The 17,080-nt window shown below is 72.3% G+C and carries 12 protein-coding genes; 7 read left to right on the top strand and 5 right to left on the bottom strand.

Going from position 1 to position 17,080, the window contains the following annotated elements; genetic code table 11:
- Positions 1-60: 60 nt before the first annotated feature.
- Positions 61-1,062 (top strand): response regulator, encoded by a 1,002-nt coding sequence (locus WME98_RS52655; RefSeq protein WP_061623479.1) that lies wholly within the window; start codon positions 61-63, stop codon positions 1,060-1,062.
- Between the two features lie 95 nt (positions 1,063-1,157).
- Here WME98_RS52655 and WME98_RS52650 read toward each other — a convergent pair whose 3' ends face one another.
- On the bottom strand, positions 1,158-2,159 hold the full coding sequence (locus WME98_RS52650) for a hypothetical protein (protein WP_061623478.1): 1,002 nt from the start codon (positions 2,157-2,159) through the stop codon (positions 1,158-1,160).
- Between the two features lie 715 nt (positions 2,160-2,874).
- Between WME98_RS52650 and WME98_RS52645 the strand changes: the two genes are divergently transcribed.
- Both WME98_RS52645 and WME98_RS52640 read left to right on the top strand, forming a co-directional pair.
- Positions 2,875-4,215, top strand: a complete 1,341-nt coding sequence (locus tag WME98_RS52645; RefSeq protein ID WP_437949097.1) for a S1 family peptidase — start codon at positions 2,875-2,877, stop codon at positions 4,213-4,215.
- A gap of 282 nt (positions 4,216-4,497) precedes the next feature.
- Positions 4,498-4,821, top strand: a complete 324-nt coding sequence (locus WME98_RS52640; protein ID WP_437949096.1) for a hypothetical protein — start codon at positions 4,498-4,500, stop codon at positions 4,819-4,821.
- Positions 4,822-4,845: 24 nt separating this feature from the next.
- Here WME98_RS52640 and WME98_RS52635 read toward each other — a convergent pair whose 3' ends face one another.
- Complete coding sequence (locus tag WME98_RS52635; protein WP_437949095.1) at positions 4,846-5,376, bottom strand: hypothetical protein; 531 nt, start codon at positions 5,374-5,376, stop codon at positions 4,846-4,848.
- A 493-nt stretch (positions 5,377-5,869) separates the two neighbouring features.
- Here WME98_RS52635 and WME98_RS52630 point away from each other — a divergent pair, with 493 nt between their 5' ends.
- From WME98_RS52630 to lon, 4 genes are all read left to right on the top strand, one after another.
- Entirely contained in the window at positions 5,870-6,472 is a 603-nt protein-coding gene (locus WME98_RS52630; RefSeq protein WP_061623474.1) for an RNA polymerase sigma factor, read from the top strand.
- Positions 6,469-7,359, top strand: coding sequence for a hypothetical protein (locus WME98_RS52625; protein ID WP_437949094.1), 891 nt, complete (start codon positions 6,469-6,471; stop codon positions 7,357-7,359). The genes WME98_RS52630 and WME98_RS52625 overlap by 4 nt, the downstream gene beginning before the upstream one ends.
- Before the next feature lie 54 nt (positions 7,360-7,413).
- Positions 7,414-9,222, top strand: coding sequence for an LA_2272 family surface repeat-containing protein (locus tag WME98_RS52620; protein ID WP_437949093.1), 1,809 nt, complete (start codon positions 7,414-7,416; stop codon positions 9,220-9,222).
- 235 nt (positions 9,223-9,457) lie between these two features.
- A complete protein-coding gene (lon, locus tag WME98_RS52615) occupies positions 9,458-11,857 on the top strand; it encodes an endopeptidase La (protein WP_437949092.1) in 2,400 nt (799 codons plus the stop codon).
- 309 nt (positions 11,858-12,166) lie between these two features.
- Here the strand turns inward: lon and WME98_RS52610 are convergent, their stop codons facing one another.
- From WME98_RS52610 to WME98_RS52600, 3 genes are all read right to left on the bottom strand, one after another.
- The gene (locus tag WME98_RS52610; RefSeq protein WP_437949091.1) at positions 12,167-15,247 is read right to left on the bottom strand and encodes a hybrid sensor histidine kinase/response regulator; all 3,081 of its coding nucleotides are present in this window, start codon (positions 15,245-15,247) and stop codon (positions 12,167-12,169) included.
- A gap of 294 nt (positions 15,248-15,541) precedes the next feature.
- Positions 15,542-15,877, bottom strand: a complete 336-nt coding sequence (locus tag WME98_RS52605) for a cupin domain-containing protein (protein ID WP_437949090.1) — start codon at positions 15,875-15,877, stop codon at positions 15,542-15,544.
- 641 nt (positions 15,878-16,518) lie between these two features.
- Entirely contained in the window at positions 16,519-16,752 is a 234-nt protein-coding gene (locus WME98_RS52600) for a hypothetical protein (protein WP_437604753.1), read from the bottom strand.
- Positions 16,753-17,080 lie beyond the last annotated feature (328 nt).

Below are 17,080 nucleotides of genomic sequence, written 5' to 3'. Positions count from 1 at the left end.
TCCGCGCACGGCAGGGCCGGCTCGCTCGGATCGAGGGGGCCGGCGCGGGCCGAGGTACCGATGAACAAGGCGAGCGTGCTCCACAGAACGAGGATCCTGGTCGTCGACGACAACGCCGCGATCCACAGCGATTTCCAGCGGATCTTGAAGGTCGGGCCCCAGAGGTCGTCGCTCGAGGAGCACGAGGCCGAGCTCTTCGGCGACCTCGACGCGCCGATGACGCTCCCGGTGGTCGAGCTCGACGTCGAGCTCACGCTGGCGTACCAGGGGGAGGAGGGGGTCGAGCTCGTGCGCGAGGCGCGGGCGCGCGGGGAGCCCTACGCGGTGGCGTTCGTGGACTTCCGGATGCCTCCCGGGCTCGACGGGGTCGAGACGATCCACCGGATCTTCGAGGAGGATCCGGACGTGCAGGCGGTGTTCTGCACGGCGTACACCGACCTGTCCTGGAAGGAGATCGCGAGCCGGCTCTCGCAGGTGGACCGGTACCTGGTCCTCAAGAAGCCGTTCGAGCCGGTGGAGGTGCGGCAGATGGCCGCGGCGCTGAGCGCGAAGTGGCGGCACCAGCGGGAGCGCGCGAGGGCGCACGCGGCGCTGCTCGAGCGGGAGGCGCACCTCACCGAGCTCCGGCAGCGCCAGGAGGAGGAGAGCCGGCTGCGTGAGCGGGAGATCGCGCTCCGGGCGCAGGTCGAGGCGCTCAGGGCGCTGTCGACGCCGATCGTGCCGATCTCCCGGCGCGCGGTCGTGGTCCCGCTCGTGGGGGAGTTCGACGCGCGGCGCGGCGAGGGCATGCGGTCGGCGCTGCTCGCGGGGATCGTCGCGCGGGGCACCCGGACCGCGATCATCGACGTGACGGGCGTGCCGAGGATGGATGAACCGATGGCGATGGAGCTCGAGCGGACGGCCGGCGCGGTCCGGCTGCTCGGCGCGGAGCCGGTGCTGACCGGCCTCGGCCCGGAGGCGGCGCTGCAGCTGGTCGCGCTCGGCGTCTCGCTTTCGGGGTTAAGGACGTTCTTGACGCTCCAGGAGGGCGTCGCGTTCGCCCTCCGGCGGCACAAGGTTTAGGTGCCCTGCTCGCAGGGGGGTGGATGCGCTGTGTGCGCATCCACCCTCGAGAGCAGGGTTGCCCTCCGGCGCGCGTCGTGGGGAGAGATCCGCGATCAGTTACACGACCCGAGGCGGGCCCACTCGGCCGGGCACCAGGAGGCCGGGCTGCTGGGCGGGCAGTCCGGGTGCGACCACCAGATCTGCTGTGTCGCCTGCCAGAACTGTCCGCCCTGGGCGACCAGCGTGCCGGGCGTATACACCTGCCCCGACTGCCATGCGGGCAGGCTGCTGCACTGCAAGCAAGACTCCCAGGTCGACGGCGACGCGCTGAGGTTCTTGTTCTGGTAGACGTAAGGAGGCTCGTTGTAGAACGACCAGGTGCTCGAGCCCGACATGTTCTGCCAGGTGCCCGAGGTGGTCTTCAGCTGCTGGCGCAGCATCTTGATGGGCGTGTCGCAGGAGATCTGCGGCTCGGCGTACTGCGGGCCCACGTCGCGGAAATGCTCGATGTCGTGCGCGTACATCTCGACGGTCGTGCGCGTGTCCTGGGCGAGGAACTGCCAGCCGGCGCCGTCCTTCATGTCGACATAGAGGCAGAGCAGCGAGCCGTTCACGTCGGCGACGCGCTCGGACGTGCACCACTCGTACTTGAAGACGACCTGATCCCCGGGCTGCAGGCCGCTGAGCGAGCCGCCGCAGGTGCCCCCCGAGCCCCACTGGGTGTTGCAGCTCGAGTGATTCCCCGTGACCCCGTTGTCATCTCCGAAGTAGTAGACGAACCACCCGTCCGGGGTGTGGTAAATGCCGGACTCCAGGTTGTAGTACCACTGGCCCACCACGCCCCAGGCCTCGGACTCGTTGACGAACTCGGGGACCTCCCACTCGATGAGCCAGCCGCGGGTGTCTCCGACGTTGCCCGTATAGGTGCTCGTCAGATGGTAAGATCCGAGCAGGCTCGCCTCGCCGAGGCTCTCCTCCTCGACGGCGCCGCCGGCGGTGCACGCGGCGCCGCCGAGGGTTCCGAGGAGCAACAGCGCCGCGCCGACGCGCGGCCAGACGGCGCGCGACGGACGACGAGCATCGGTATCCATCGACAGGGTGCTCTTCTCGCTCATAAGGATTCTCCTGAGCCGGTGTTTTTCCCCCGCCGGGTGAGTACCGCAGACTCCGTCCGCTTGCTGTTAAGTTGTGTTAAGTCGTACGACTTGATCTCGGGATCAGACGCCGAACGCGCGGGTCGTGGCTCGCGAGGGAGGTCGATGCGCTGACGGCGAATTGGGCGGCGGCGCCGCGCGCCCCGGAGGCTGCCGGCGGCGCGAGGTGCCGGGATGATGGCCGCGGCCTGGAGGCCGTGGCCTCCAGGCGTGGAGGCTCGCCCCTCCGGCGAGCCGCCCCAGGGTCGAGCAACCGCGTCGGCTGCCGGGCGGGAGCGCACCGCAAGGTCGAACCGATTCCGCCGTGATCTCGTGGCTGTCGATGATGTCGACATGTCGACCGCGCTCTCCTCAGCCCCTGGATGCCCTCGTGATCGGCGACCTCGGTCCCGACGCGCAGGCGCGAGAGCCACGCCGCGCGCATCGCGGTGATCTTGAAGCGCATCGGCGGCCGACCTCGGTTCGCGGCGAGCTCATCGGCACGCCCGTTGCTAACCAGCGGAGTGCGGCGCTACCTCGGACGGGCGCCGCAGGATCGCCGATGTCGGCAGGCGGTTGTTCCGCGGCGAACGCGCGTGTCGCGCGGCGGCCTGTGATCGGGATCCTTGGCTGGGCTCACCGGCGGAGTCACGCCGCGTCTCCCCGAAAGAGCCTTTGATCGACAACGGAGATGAACATGTACGATCGCGATCGAAAGACCACGCTGTCCCTCCAATGGCTCGCCATCCCTGTCGTGACGGCGCTGCTCTCGGGATGCTTGACGGCCGATCCGGACGCGGAGCCTTCCCACGAGGACTCCGCCTTGGAAGGACACCTGTCGCCCAACGGATTTTCCTCTCCGTCTTCCGCCACCCGGGCCGAGACGGACTGGGAAGTGGCGGGGTTTGCCCGCGAGCGTGGCATCTCGTACGCCGAAGCGCAGCAGCGGCTCGGCTGGCAGACGCTCGCGCCAGCGCTCGAAGAGCTGGTCAGCGCCGGTCTGGGCGACCAGTTCGGCGGCACCTGGATCGACGCCGCGCGCGGCGATCGGATCATCGTCGGCGTGGCGGGCAAGGCCGGCACCGACGCGGTCGCTTTCGTGCGGGAGGCGGCCCGGAAGATCGGTCTGACCGAAGGGTACGACATCGTCGATGTGCGCCACTCCATGGCGGAGCTCGAGCGCGCCAACGACCAGCTCGGCGATCGGATCGAGAAGGTCAACGACGGCGCGGACGCGACCCTGACCGCCGGTTTGCGCGCGGATCTCAATGCGGTCGAGCTGCAGGTACCAGCCGAGGGCCGGCTGACCGAAGCCCAGCGCGACCTGGTCGCCGCCGCGAGGGCGGAGCTCGGCGACGTGCTCGCGCTCGGCTCGTACGCCGGCCGCGCCACGGCGCGCGCCTGCGTCTATCCCCATTGTGACCCGCCGCTACGCGGCGGTATCCGGATCACCAACTCCGGAGCGGGTTGCACGGGGGCGTTCATCGCCAAGAGCAAAGTCGACGACGTGCTCTACCAGTTCACCGCCGGCCATTGCGCGCCCGGCAACACCGACGACTGGTCGACCCGCTTCACGGACAACTCCACCCATGTGATCGGCTCCGTGTGGCACTGGGAGTGGCACAAGGGCGGTGACATGGCGATCCTGCGGATCAAGAACCCGGGCGGATGGGATCCGGAGCCGTGGGTCCACGTCACGAGCGGGCCGGACACGACGACCAACACGACGTATACGATCAAATCCGACAACACGAGCGTGCTGGGCATGCGCATCTGCACCACCGGCGCCTTCTACGGCCGCAGCGACTGCGGGTACGTCACCCAGCTCGGGGTGACGGCCACGTACGGCGGCGTGACCGTGCGCAAGCTGGGTCGGGGGTCGTTCTGCGGGACCGGCGGCGACAGCGGCGCGCCGATGTACGCCTCGCACGTGGCCTACGGGCTCCAGGTGGCCGGATACAGCGAGTGCGACAGCCTCTATCAGGGCATCCGGGCCGCCGAGTCGGTGCTGAACGTCGATGTCTTGCACGCACCGTAGCCGTCGCGCGGCGTACGGCCGTCGCGTCGGAATCTCGCGCGGCGCCGGCGCCGCCGGCGGAGAGGCGCGCGCGCGGCGCCCTGGGGCGCGAGCCCGATCGCGATCGAGGCGAACCTGCCACGATGGTTTTGCCACGATGTGACGAATTCCCTCAGCGCTGCGTCCCACCGGGCCGCTACTGGACCGAACGACGGATCTCGGCAGGCGGCATGGGGACCATCTGGCAAGCTCTGGATCGCTATCTGGAGCGCCCGGTCGCCCTGAAGTTGATATCGGACACGTATGCCGACCCTGGGAGAGCACCTGATGTTGCTCTCGATGGGCCGGGTCCCCCGTATCTCCGAGGTCGCGCCGGGGCTGCCCGTCGAGCTGGACGGGTTCTTCGAGCGCGCGCTGGAGAGGGATCCCGCGCTGAGACTTCAGACGGTCGAGGAGCTCGCGCGGACGTTCGCGGGGCTCGCCAAGGGATCCTGGCGTCCGCCGCCGCCGGTGGCGGAGGCGCGGGGCGAGCCCAGGCGCGCTTCGCTGGACGCCGACGTGCCCACCGCGAGCCTCGCGGCGACCCGACCCGCGAGCGCCGAGGCGACCCGGGTCACGGTGAGCTAAGGCCCCCGGGATACGCCGTGCGCCTCAGGCGCAGGTCCCCTCGACGCACGCGCTGCCGCTCGGACAGTCGCAGTCCGCCTCGCAGGAGATGGCCGGCTCGGGCGGCGGCTCGCAATAGCCGGCCTCGCAGGACTCGCCCTCGGGGCAATCGCACGACGCCGCGCAGGGCGTCTTGCAGGCCCCCTCGACGCACGCGCTGCCGCTCGGGCAGTCGCAGTCCGCCTCGCAGGCGCCGGGGTTCTCCGAGGAGCTCCCGCCCTGGCCGCCGGTGCCCGCGCCGCCCTGGCCGCCGGTGCTCGCGCCGCCCTGGCCGCCGGTGCTCACGCCGCCCTCGCCGCCGGTGCCCGAGTGGCCATCATCATTATCTTCTTCCTCTTCTTCGCGGTCCGGGCGCTCCCCGTGGGGTGCGTCGGGGCCTTCGTCCCAGAAGCACCCCTCCTCATCTTCATCCCAGTCGCAGCGATCGTTGGTGTTGATGTAACAACCCATCATCGTCGTCGAGACGAAGCACAAAGAGAGGCCGAGGCCCCACTCGAAGGCGGTGCGCATGCTCATACGTCATCACTCCTGATCAGCGATGGACCCAGGGCAGCGGCGCCGCACGTCCCGCGGCGCCCTCTGCCCACCCGACGCTGCGTGCCCGCCACCGCGCGCTCCGTTCAACGCTCCCGCGCCTCCGCACGATCTCGACGCTCACCCCGCCCGGAGCCCTCGACGCAGTGAGGTGGAACACGCCCGGAGGTCGACCTCGCCGGCCGAGGTCGATTTCTCCCGCCGGGGTTGAACGTTCCGAGCCCCTCCGGGCACGAAACCGACGCCGCCCCATGAACGATCCCCGCCACGCCGGGCACGAAGCCCTGTGCCACAGGTCGCCCCGACCCCCCCGACGCCCGTCGACGTCAAAAGGGCAGCGCCGCTGGGCCCGTTCGGATGTAACCATGACAACGCAGGGATGGACCGAGAAGGGACGGAGCGAGCGGCGGGCTTTCCGCCGGGAGAGGCGGCGGGCCCCGGTGACCCCGCGAGCGCCGCGGAGAGGTCGCGGCCGATGAGGGCCATCGCGCTCGTGATGCCGTTCCTCTTCTCCCGCGGCGCCGAGCGCGCGCAGGACGAGGAGGAGGCGCTCGTCGAGCGGCTGCGGCGCGGGGACGCCGCGGCGGTCGGCGAGGCGTACGACAAGCACTACGCGGCCGTGCGCGGGTTCGCCCGCCGCCTCACCGGCGACGACGCCGCCGCCGAGGACCTGGCGCACGACGTCTTCGTCAGCTTGCCGCAGGCCGCGCAGCGGTTCCGCGGCGGCTCGTCGCTGAAGACGTTCCTCATCGCGATCGCGGTCAACCACTCCCGCCACCACCTCCGCGCCGCCGCGCGCCGCCGCGCCGCCATGGAGCGGCTCGCCCTGGAGCCGGACGAGGACGACGCGCCGAGCCCCGAGCGGGAGGCCGGCCGCGCGGCGCTGGCCCAGGCCCTGAACCGCGCCCTCGACGCGCTGCCGGACGCGCAGCGCGCGACGTTCGTGCTCTGCGAGGTCGAGGAGCGCAGCGCGCGCGAGGTGTCCGAGATCCTCGGCGTGCCCGAGGCGACGGTGCGCACGCGGCTGTTCCACGCCAAGCAGAAGCTCCGGACGCTGCTGGAAGAGAGGACCCCATGAAGGACGACGTGCTCCGCGAGGCCGCGCGCGCGCTGCGCGAGGAGGCGGACGCGTCCGTCGCCCGCCGCGACGAGACGCGCGCCCGCGTGATGAGGAGCCTGAAGGCGCAGCGCGCCCGCCGGCTCACCACGGTCCGCGTGGTCGTCCCGCTGGCCGCCGTGCTCGTCGGCTCGGCCGCGTGGGCCTCGGCCGCGCGCTGGTTCCCGGACGCCTTCCACGACATCGCGTCCCAGCTCGGCCTGAGCGCGGCCGAGCCGCCGAGGGATCCTCCCGCGCCGCCGCCGCGAGCGCGCTCCGGGCCGCGGCACGCGGCCGACGCGCCCGCGCCCGAGGCGCCCGAGATCGCGGAGCCCGAGGCCGACGCGCCCGCGCCGCCGGAGGCCGAGGCGAGCGCCGCGCCGGTCGCGCCCGCCCCGCCGCCGCCGTCCCTGCCCACCGCCGATCCCCCGGTCGCCCCCGCGCCGCAGCGCGCGCCGGAGCTCGCGGTCGCGCCGCGCGCGCGCCCGCCCGTCGCGCCGAGCGCCGCGCGGACCGCGCCGAGCGCCGTGCGCCCCGCGCCGCGCGCGTCGGCGGTCGATCCCCAGGCCATCCAGCGCCCGCCGCCGGGGCCCGACGCGGACGCGCTCTATCAGGCGGCGCACCGCGCGCACTTCGTCGAGCGCGATCCCGCGTCCGCGCTCTCGGCCTGGGACGCTTACCTCGCGGCCGCCCCGCGCGGCCGCTTCGCCGTCGAGGCCCAGTACAACCGCGCCCTCTGCCTCGTTCGCCTCGGCCGCAAGGACGAGGCGCAGCGGGCGCTCGAGCCGTTTGCGCAGGGCTCCTTCGGCGGCTACCGCCAGGCCGAGTCGCGCTCGCTGCTCGAGGCGATGCGCAGCGCGGACGAGTGAGCGCGAGCGTCGCGCGCGTGAACGAACGCGCCGCGAGCGGGCACAGCACGGTCGATGAACACACCCCACATCGCTCCTCCGCCCGCGCCGCCGCGGGGCTCGCCGCGCCGCGATCGGACGATGTCCGCGCGCGGCGCGGGCCTCCGCGCGGGCGTCGCCCTCCTGCGCGCCCTCGCGGCCGCGGGCGCCTTCGCCGCGGCCGCTGCGCCTCCCGCGCGCGCCCTCGCCGAGGAGCCGCGCGCCGCCGGCGTCGATCTCGTCGTCGACGGCGCGCCGTGGACGCTCGATCCCGACGCGGTGCGCGCCGCCGTCGAGCGCGAGCTCGGCGCCGGCGTGACGCTGGCCCGCGCGGCGGCCGCCGGGCGCCCCACGCTGGTGCTCCGCGGCGAGCCCGACGGCCGCGTCACGCTGAGCTACAGCGCCGCGGACGGCCGCCGCATCGAGCGCACCATCGACCTCCCCGGGGATCCCGATCGCGCCGCCGAGGCGATCGCCCTGCTCGCGGGCAACCTGGTCCGGGACGAGGCCGCGGAGCTCGCGGCGTCGTTCGGCAAGCGCGCCCCCGAGGCGCCGCCCGCGCAGCCGGAGCCCGCCGCGCCCCCGGCGCCTCCGCCCGCGGGCGGGCAGGCCGCGCCCGCGGGCGCCGCGCGCCCCGCGCAGGCCGCGCGCTCCTCGCGGCCCGCGCCCCCGGAGCCTCCCCGGTGCTCGCTCCCCGGCGCGAAGCACGTCTTCCTCGGCGCCGACTTCGCCCCGTTCGTCGGCACCTCGACGTTCGACGGCACGAACGTCGTCCGCCGCTACTCGCTCAACCTCGTCGGCGGGTACACGGCGGGCATCTCGGGCATCGAGGCCGGCGGCGGCGTCAACATCGCCTCGTCGTTCGTGTGCGGCACCCAGCTCGCGGCCGGCGCCAACCTCGCGCTCGGCCCGGCGCGCGGGGCGCAGATCGCCGCCGGATTCAACCTCGCGAGGTCGCTCTCGGGCGCGCAGGTCGGCTCGATCAACGTCGCCGCCGGCCCGGTCTCGGGCGCGCAGGGCGGCGTGCTCAACGTCGCCGCCGGCGCCGTGGACGGGGCGCAGCTCGGCGCGATCAACTTCGCCGCGGGCGCCGCGGCCGATCTGCAGCTCGGCGTGGTCAACGCCGCCGTGAGCGACGCGACCGGCGTGCAGCTCGGCGCCATCAACCTCGCCGTGGGCGCGGCGACCGACGTGCAGCTCGGCCTCGTCAACGTGGCCGCGGGCCAATGGACCGACACGCAGCTCAGCCTGATCAACGTGGCCGCGGGCGCGTCGACCGACGTGCAGCTCGGGCTCGTCAACGTAGCCACCGGCAAGGTGGAGGGGACGCAGATCGGCCTCGTCAACTACGCCGACGCATCGCAGTTCTCGTTCGGGCTGCTCAACTTCATCCGCAACGGCCGCACCCACGTCGACGTGTGGGGCACGGAGTCCGGCATCGTGATGGCCGGCCTCAAGCACGGGAGCGTCCACGTCCACAACATCTACGGGGTCGGCGTCCGCGTGGCCGGCGACCGCCCCCTGCTGGCGTTCTCGCTCGGCCTGGGCGGCCGCTTCCATCTCCGCGAGCGCGCCTTCATCGACCTCGACGTGCTCGGGTACTCCCTCGTCGAGCCGTCGACGGGCAACCTCTCGGCCTGGATGACGCAGGCGCGCGCGCTCCTCGGCTACCGCCTCTCCCCGGAGCTCGCGGTCTTCGGCGGCCCCAGCTACAACGTCGCCAACGGCGCCACCGTGGAGGAGAGCGAGCTCAGCCCGTACGGCAGCAAAGCCCTCGGCGACGTCGACACCGTGAACCCCTGGCGCGGCTGGCCCGGCCTCGTGCTCGGCGTCGAGGCGTTCTGACCTGACCGCCGCGCTCGCTCGCAGGGCGGGTTGACGGACGCGTGAACGAATTTACTTTCCGTTCATCGATTCATGGAGCTCGCCCGAGCGGTCGCTCGCGGCGGTCTACGTGAGCGACCCATCCGCGCGCCGCGCGCCGCCCTGACCCGGCGGAGGCGCGGCGCTCCGCAACGACCCGTCCACCGATCCGATCCGGCAGGGATGGCGCGAGCCTTTCGCTGCCCCAGGAGTTCGCATGAGCCAGCTTCGCAGCGGCGCCAGCGCGCCTCGCTCTCCATTCCCCCTGCTCCCGCTCCGCACGGGCGTGCTCTTCCCGGGCACCGTGCTCACGCTCCCGGTGGGCCGCGCCCGCTCGGTGGCGTTGCTCGGCGCGGTCCACCCCGGCGACGTGATCGGCGTGATCGCGCAGCGCGACCCCAAGCGCGAGGATCCGCGCCGCGAGGATCTCCACGACATCGGCACGTTCGCCCGGGTCGTCGACGTCACGCGCGTCTCGAACGGCTACCGGCTGGTGATCGAGGGGCTCGATCGCTTCGCGCTCACGGCCCTTGTCGAGACCGAGCCGTACTGGCGCGCCGAGGGCGCGCTCGCGCCGGAGTTCCCCGGCGACGCCGAGGAGGCGCGCCTGCTCGCCGCGTCGCTGCGCGAGCGCGCCCGCGAGCTCGGCCCGAGGACCGCGACGAACCTCGCCGAGATCGCCGCCGCGAGCCGGGCCGAGCCGGGCCTGTTCGCGGATCAGGTCGCCGGCGCGCTCGGGCTCCCGACCGAGAAGGAGATGGAGGTGCTCGCCGAGCTGCGCGTCGTGCCGCGGCTCCAGCGGGTCGCCGGCCTGCTCGCCGAGGCGGCCGCGCTCGCGGACCTGAAGAAGAAGATCGACAACGACGTGCGGCGCGAGCTCGGCAAGGGCCAGCGCGAGGTGATCCTGCGCGAGCAGCTCCGGGCCATCCAGAAGGAGCTCGCGGGCGGCGAGGAGGGCGAGGACGAGCTGTCGCTCCTCCGCCGGCGCCTCGACGAGGCCGGCCTCTCCGAGGAGGCGCGCGCGGTCGCCGACCGGGAGCTCCGGCGGCTCGAGTCGGTCGGCCCGCAGAGCGCCGAGCACAACGTGATCCGCACCTACCTCGAGTGGATCGCCGATCTCCCGTGGAGCGCGCGGGCGACCGTCAAGGACGACCTCGACGCGGTCCAGGCGAAGCTCGACGAGGATCACCGCGGCCTCGACGACGTGAAGCGCCGCATCCTGGAGCACATGGCGGTGCTCAAGCTGACGGGCAAGGCGCGCGCGACCATCCTGTGCTTCGCGGGCCCGCCCGGCGTGGGCAAGACCTCGCTCGGCCAGTCGATCGCCGACGCCACCGGCCGGCCGTTTGTGCGGATCTCGCTCGGCGGCGTGCACGACGAGGCGGAGCTGCGCGGCCACCGGCGGACGTACGTCGGCGCGCTGCCCGGGCGCATCGTGCACGCGCTGAAGAAGGCCAAGGTGAAGAACCCGGTCGTGCTCCTCGACGAGGTCGACAAGCTCGGCGCGGGCTTCCGCGGCTCGCCCGAGGCGGCGCTCCTGGAGGTGCTCGATCCGGAGCAGAACCGGACGTTCGTCGACCATTACATGGAGCTGCCGTTCGATCTGTCGGAGGTCGTCTTCCTCTGCACGGTGAACGACCTCGGCGCGCTCTCCGCGCCGCTCCGGGACCGGCTCGAGGTCATCGAGCTGTCCGGCTACACGCCGGACGAGAAGATCGCGATCGCGCGGTCGCACCTCGTCCCGAAGCAGCTCAAGGAGCACGCGATCGATGCGGGATCGCTGTCGATCACGGACGAGGCGCTCGCGGCGATCGTGCGCGACTACACGCGCGAGGCCGGGGTGCGGCAGCTCGGCCGCGAGATCAAGAAGCTGTGCCGGGCGGTCGCGCTGGAGATCGCCCGCGCGGCGGACGGCAAGGCGCCGCGCGTGGTGATCGAGGCGAGCGATCTCGGCAAGTACCTGGGCAAGGTCCGGTTCTTCAGCGACGTCGCGGAGCGGACGAGCGTGCCCGGGGTCGCGACCGGGCTCGCCTGGACGCCGGTGGGCGGGGACATCCTGTTCATCGAGACGTCGCGGATGGCGGGGAAGGGGAGGGTCGAGATCACGGGCCAGCTGGGCGACGTGATGAAGGAGTCGGCGAAGGCGGCGCTCACCTACGTGCGCAGCCACGCCGGCGAGCTCGGCGTCGACACGGCGAAGCTCGAGACGGAGGACCTGCACATCCACGTCCCGGCGGGCGGGGTGCCCAAGGACGGGCCGTCGGCGGGCGTGACGATGTTCACGGCGCTGACGTCGCTCCTCTCCGGGCGGCGCGTGCGCTCGGACACGGCGATGACGGGCGAGTGCACGCTGCGCGGGCGGGTGCTGCCGGTCGGCGGGATCAAGTCCAAGGTGCTCGCGGCGCACCGCGCCGGGATCACGCGGGTGATCCTGCCGCAGAAGAACGCGCGCGACGCGGAGGAGATCCCGGCGGAGGTGCGGGCTGGGCTGGAGATCATCTTCGTCGAGGACATGAGCCAGGTGATCGCGGCGGCGCTGGAGGAGGCGCCGATCGAGGCGGTGGGCGGCGGCGCGGCGGCGAACGCGACGGCAGATGAGCCGGCGGCGGCCGCGTAGCGGAGGGGGGCGCCGGCGGGGGGCTGTGCGCGGCGGCGCGCGGGTGGGCGCTCGGCCATCCGCCGAGGCGGGGACGAGGGCGCTTGCGCTGAGAACACCGCCCGGCATGTCTCACTTCGGGCCATGCCTCCTGGGACGTTTCGTCGCGCGCCACACAAGGCGCGCCTGAGACGTAGAGCCCCCTGAGAGCTTATGGCACCTCGTTCGGTGCTCGCCGCGCCCACCCGCGCGCCGCCGCGCACAGCCCCCCGCCGGCGCTTACGTTGGTTTGGGGGGCGTCGTTCGCACCGCCATGAGGCGCGCACGGGATCACGCGGGTGATGTCGTGAGCGACGCGAGGATCCGCTGGAGAGACGACAGATCGATCGGCTTGATGAAGTGCATGTCGAAGCCAGCCTCCCGGACCCGGCGCTGATCTTCCTCCTGACCATAGCCGGTCAGCGCGATCATCAGCGAGGGGGATGAGAGGCTTACGCTTCCCCTCAGGGCCCTGGCCACGCCATATCCATCCATCCCGCCAGGGAGGCCGATGTCGCACAGGATGACCTCCGGGCGTAACGAGCGCGCCGCTGTCACGCCGGCAGGCCCGGACAGCGCGACCTCGACGTGGTAGCCGTACAGGGCGAGGAGCGCCTGCAGGGTCTCCGCGGCGTCCACGTTGTCCTCGATGATCAGGATGCGCAGCGCCTGCGATGAGCCGCTCGAGGGCGGCGCGGATCGCTCCGACGGCGGATCCGGGCTGCGCTCGATCGGCAGGGAGAGGACCATCTCCGTCCCGTGGCCGATTCCCCCGCTCTCGGCCGAGACCGCGCCGCCGTGGAGCCCGACGAGGCCCTTGACGAGCGCCAGGCCGAGCCCGAGCCCACCCCGGCTGCGGTCCAGGCTGCGATCGGCCTGGCTGAACGGCTCGAACATGCGCGCCAGCGTCGCCGGATCCATGCCGATGCCGGTGTCGCGGATGCGAACCACGGCGGAGCTCTCCGGCGTCGCCGACAGCGCGACCGTCACCTGGCCGCCTGGATCGGTGAACTTGTTGGCGTTGTGCAGCAGGTTGCTCACGGCCTGCGACAGCCGCGTCGGGTCGCCGAGCACCCAGACCGGCCCCGCCGGCAGCTCCAGATCGAGCCGCAAGCCGCTCGCCTCCAGCGTGCTGCGGTAATCCTCGGCCGTGTGCCGGAGAAGGCGCACGAGGTCGCAGCGCTCCTTGCGGAGCTGGATCCTGCCGCGCGCGACGCGGGAGACGTCGAGCAGGTCGTCCACCAGCCGGGCCATGTGAGAGACCTGCCGGTCGATCACGCCGCACGCCCGCACGAGCGCCGGCTGCTGCGCGGCCATGTGCCGCAGGAGCTCGACCGCGTTGCGAATGGGCCCGAGCGGATTGCGCAGCTCGTGCGCGAGCATCGCCAGGAAATCGTCCTTGCGCTGGTCCGCCTCCTTCAGGGCCGCCTCTGCGAGCTTGGCGTCGTGGATGTCCGTGCAGGTGCCATACCACCGCACGATCTCGCCCGAGGCTCCCCGGATCGGCACGGCGCGGACGAGATACCACCGGGGCTCGCGGGCGACGGGGAACGCGGTGCGGTGCTCGATCTCGTAGGGAGTGCCGGTCGCCACCGAGCGAGACCAGGTGTCGAGGACCCGCTGGCGATCATCCTCGTGCAGGAACGATATCCAGGTATCGCCGGCCACCTCCGACTGCTCCGCGCCGGCGAGCTCGAACCATCGACGGTTGTAGTAATCGATGCTGCCGTCCGGCTTCGCCGTCCAGACGATCTGCGGCATCGCGTCGGCGAGCTGCCTGAAGCGCGCCTCGCTCTCGCGGAGCGCCTCGTCGACGTGCCTCCGCTCGGTGACGTCGTGGGCAATGCTGATGGCGAGTCGCCGGCCGGCCGCGTCCTTCCCCAGCGGCGCGGCGCTGAACGCCCAGATTCGCTGCTCGCCGCTCGCCGTGGTGATCGGGAGCTCGCGCTCGGCCGTGCCGCCGTCGGCATCGTAGAGGGACTGGATCAGGTCGCTCACGTCGCCTTTCTGCGACCCGTACGCCCGCTCGATCCACGCCGCGAGGGTGGGGATCTGATCGCGGGCATACCCGCTCATCTCCGTCCACGCGCGGTTCAGGCTGATGACCTCGCCGTCGTCGGCGTGGATCATGATGGGGAACGGCGTCGCCATCACGGCGCGGCGGAACCGCTCCTCGCTCTCGCGCAGGAGCAGCTCCGCCTCCTTCCTCTCGGTGATGTCGATGACCGAGCCGATGTAGCCGAGGAGCTCGCCGTCCGGCCCGATCCACGGATGGGCCGCGTCGATGCACCAGCGGTACGCGCCGTCGCTGCGGCGGAACCGGTAGTCGATCCTGAAGGCCTCGCGGCGCGCGGTGGCCCGCCGGAACGTCTCCGCCGCCGTCTCGTGGTCCGAGGGGTGCACCGTCGCGAGCCAGCCGAAGCCGAGGGTGGTCGCCTCGGGCTGGCCTGTGAGCTCGCGCCACCGCGGGTTGGCGTAAATGCACGAGCCGTCAGGGGCCGTGACCCAGATCACCACGGGCGCGTGATCGGCGATGTTCCGGAAGCGCGCCATGCTCTCGCGCAGGCTCTCCTCCGCGTTCCTGCGCGCCGTGACGTCGCGCGCGGTCTCCAGCACGAGCCGCCGCCGATCCATCCCCTCGACGAGCTGCATCCGGGACTCGACCAGGAGCGCGCGGCCGTCCGAGGTCGTGTGCCGCACCTCGCCCTCCCAGCGCCCGTCGCGCTCGAGCGCCGCCTCGATCTCCGGGCGCGGCACCGGGAACACGGCGGACAGGAGATCGTGGCTCGGTCGCCCGAGGGCCTCCTGCGCCGAGAAGCCGTAGAGCTGCTGCGCGGACGAGCTGATGTACACGATCCCGCCGCTGTCCTCGAATTCCCGCGCGAAGGCCGCGTCGCCGACCTGCTCGAGGAGGGCCGCCTTCCAGCGCAGCTCGTCGTCGACCTGCCGCGGCGCCTCCGCCTCGGCGCGCCTGCGCTCGTCGACGTCGGTGGACGTCCCGAGCCAGCGGACTACCCGGCCGGCGCCGTCCCTGACGGGCTCTCCTCGGGCGAGGAACCAGCGGTATGCGCCGTCGTGGCGCCGCAAGCGGAGCTCCTCGGCGAACGGCGCGCCGCGCTCGACCGCGGCGCGCCACGCCGCCGCGCTGCGGGCCGCGTCGTCCGGATGGACCGCGGCGGCGAAGCCCGCGCGCATCAGCTGCTCCGCCGTCAGCGCGGTGTACGTGCGCCATTGCTCGTTGACGTAATCCCATGCTCCGTCGCCGCGAGCGGCCCAGACCATCTGAGGGAGCATCTCGGCGAGCAGGCGGAACTGTGCGTCGACTTTACCCTCTTCGTCGTCGTGTCCTCGCGCCGACGCTGCCGCGTTCATGTTCCATCCAGAGTACCGCGAAGGAACCGGAGGGCCAGGCCGCGTCCTCCGGCGGGAGCGGGCCACGGCAGCCGGGCGGAGGCGGCCCGGGAGTGGCGAGGGGCGCCGAGATCGCGTGGTAATCTGGTTCGCTCCGTTTGTCCTCCGTCACCCATCCTTCTATTTTCTCTGTCGCCTGCCGGGGACCTCACCGGCCCTGCGCCGGCTGCCGACGGTGTGACGGCCCATCGCGCGTGAGCTCTCGACGCCCTCGCACGCGTCGCTGCCCCGGCCGCCGGCGTGCTCGCGACTCGTCTACTTTTCGACGGTGAGCGGCGCTCCCGGCGAACCGACATAAACGACCACAATCACCGCTGGCTCATCGCCGTCGTTCCGCCCGTGATGCCAGGAGTCGACGAGCTCGAGGAATCCATCCCCTGCGCGCACCTTAAGCTCTTTGCCCGACTCCGCTACGATCGTGATGGCGCCCGAGATCATGTAGGCCGCGTTGATGGACGGATGCTTGTGGACTGGGAGCGCGCTGTGCGGGGGGATCGTGACACGGACGACCGTGACTTCCGGCGCTGTCGCCGGGTAGGCCGGCAGCGCCGCGCCGTCCCACGAGGCACCGCCTTTCGCGACCACCTCCACCGTGCTCCCGTGCGCGTCCTGCCCCGCGCTTCGCGGCGCCCTTTGCGCGCAGGCGCTCGCGGACAGACAGCATGCAACCAGGAGAACGGAGGCGGAACGCATCGGCGGTTGGTACCACCGCCCTCGTCCGCGCCGCAAGCCCCTCCATCGCCGTCTCTCTGCGTTCCCCGCGCTCCTGGAGGAGCGGATTCGGGCGACCGCTTCGCGCCGGGGAACGCGGCCGAGGACGCGCTCCCGCTCCGTGATCGGGGATGACATGCGATCACACGATCGAGCTCACCGCGGCCGTCGCCATGGACCTCGCGCGGCGGCGTGACGCGACGGACGAGGGTACAGTCCAATGGGTGTTGTGGAGAGGCTGGTGCATCCCTTCCTATCATCCCGAGATCTCACGGGGAGGATCGGTGTTGGTGCAGCAGCTCGTATTGCCGATGTGCACTCTGTTCTCGCGGCGGCGCGACGGTGGGGGCGGCTTCGAAGCGCTTGCCCTCGAACACCGATCGCGTGATCGACCGAGAGATGAACCGAAGGCGCCAAAGACGCGAAGGTCTTGTCCTCTTCTTGCCGTTCCCGGCGTCCTTGGCGGTTCGAGTTTCTGCTCTCTCGAGCGGTTTCAACTCGTTTGTCGCGCCAAGGCGCGCTCAGCGGACGCGATAGATGCGGAGCACGGTGATCGTCCGCGCCTCGCGATCGATCGCGAGCACCGCGTCGTGGAAGCCCGCGCTGAGGAGGTGGTAGGGCGCCTCCCACGCGAGCTCGCCCTCACCCGTCTCCGCGAAGCGAACGACCGCCCGGTCGATCATGAAGGCCGAGTGCATCGGCAGGCTGTAAAACGTCGCCAGGGCGGGGAAGTTCCAGACGACGCGGAAGCTCACCCGTCTCGCCCGCGAGCCAGCTCCTCCAGGGCCCGCGGCAGATCCTCGTGAGCGACGAGGCGCGCTCGGCCCGCCGCGATGTCGGCGAGGTCTTGCTTGAGTTCGGCGCGCTGCTCCGGCGTGAGCCTCTGCACACGCGGCGCGCGATCGAGGGCCGCAAGGATGGGGTCGCTCGGCGAGACGTCGGGGCGAGGCATGCCTGCAGCGTGGATCGGAAGGGGGCAGGGGAGCAAGGGGCGCCGTCTGGCACGTCGCCAAACGGCCGCCGTCCCCGCCCGGCGACCGTCCTGCCTGGCACCTGGCCGCGGTCGGAAGGCACAACGCGGGC

Source organism: Sorangium sp. So ce296 (genome assembly GCF_051529605.1).
Taxonomy (GTDB): domain Bacteria; phylum Myxococcota_A; class Polyangia; order Polyangiales; family Polyangiaceae; genus Sorangium; species Sorangium cellulosum_D.
Note: the sequence above shows the minus strand (reverse complement) of the source record. Positions and strands in the feature narration are given on the sequence as shown.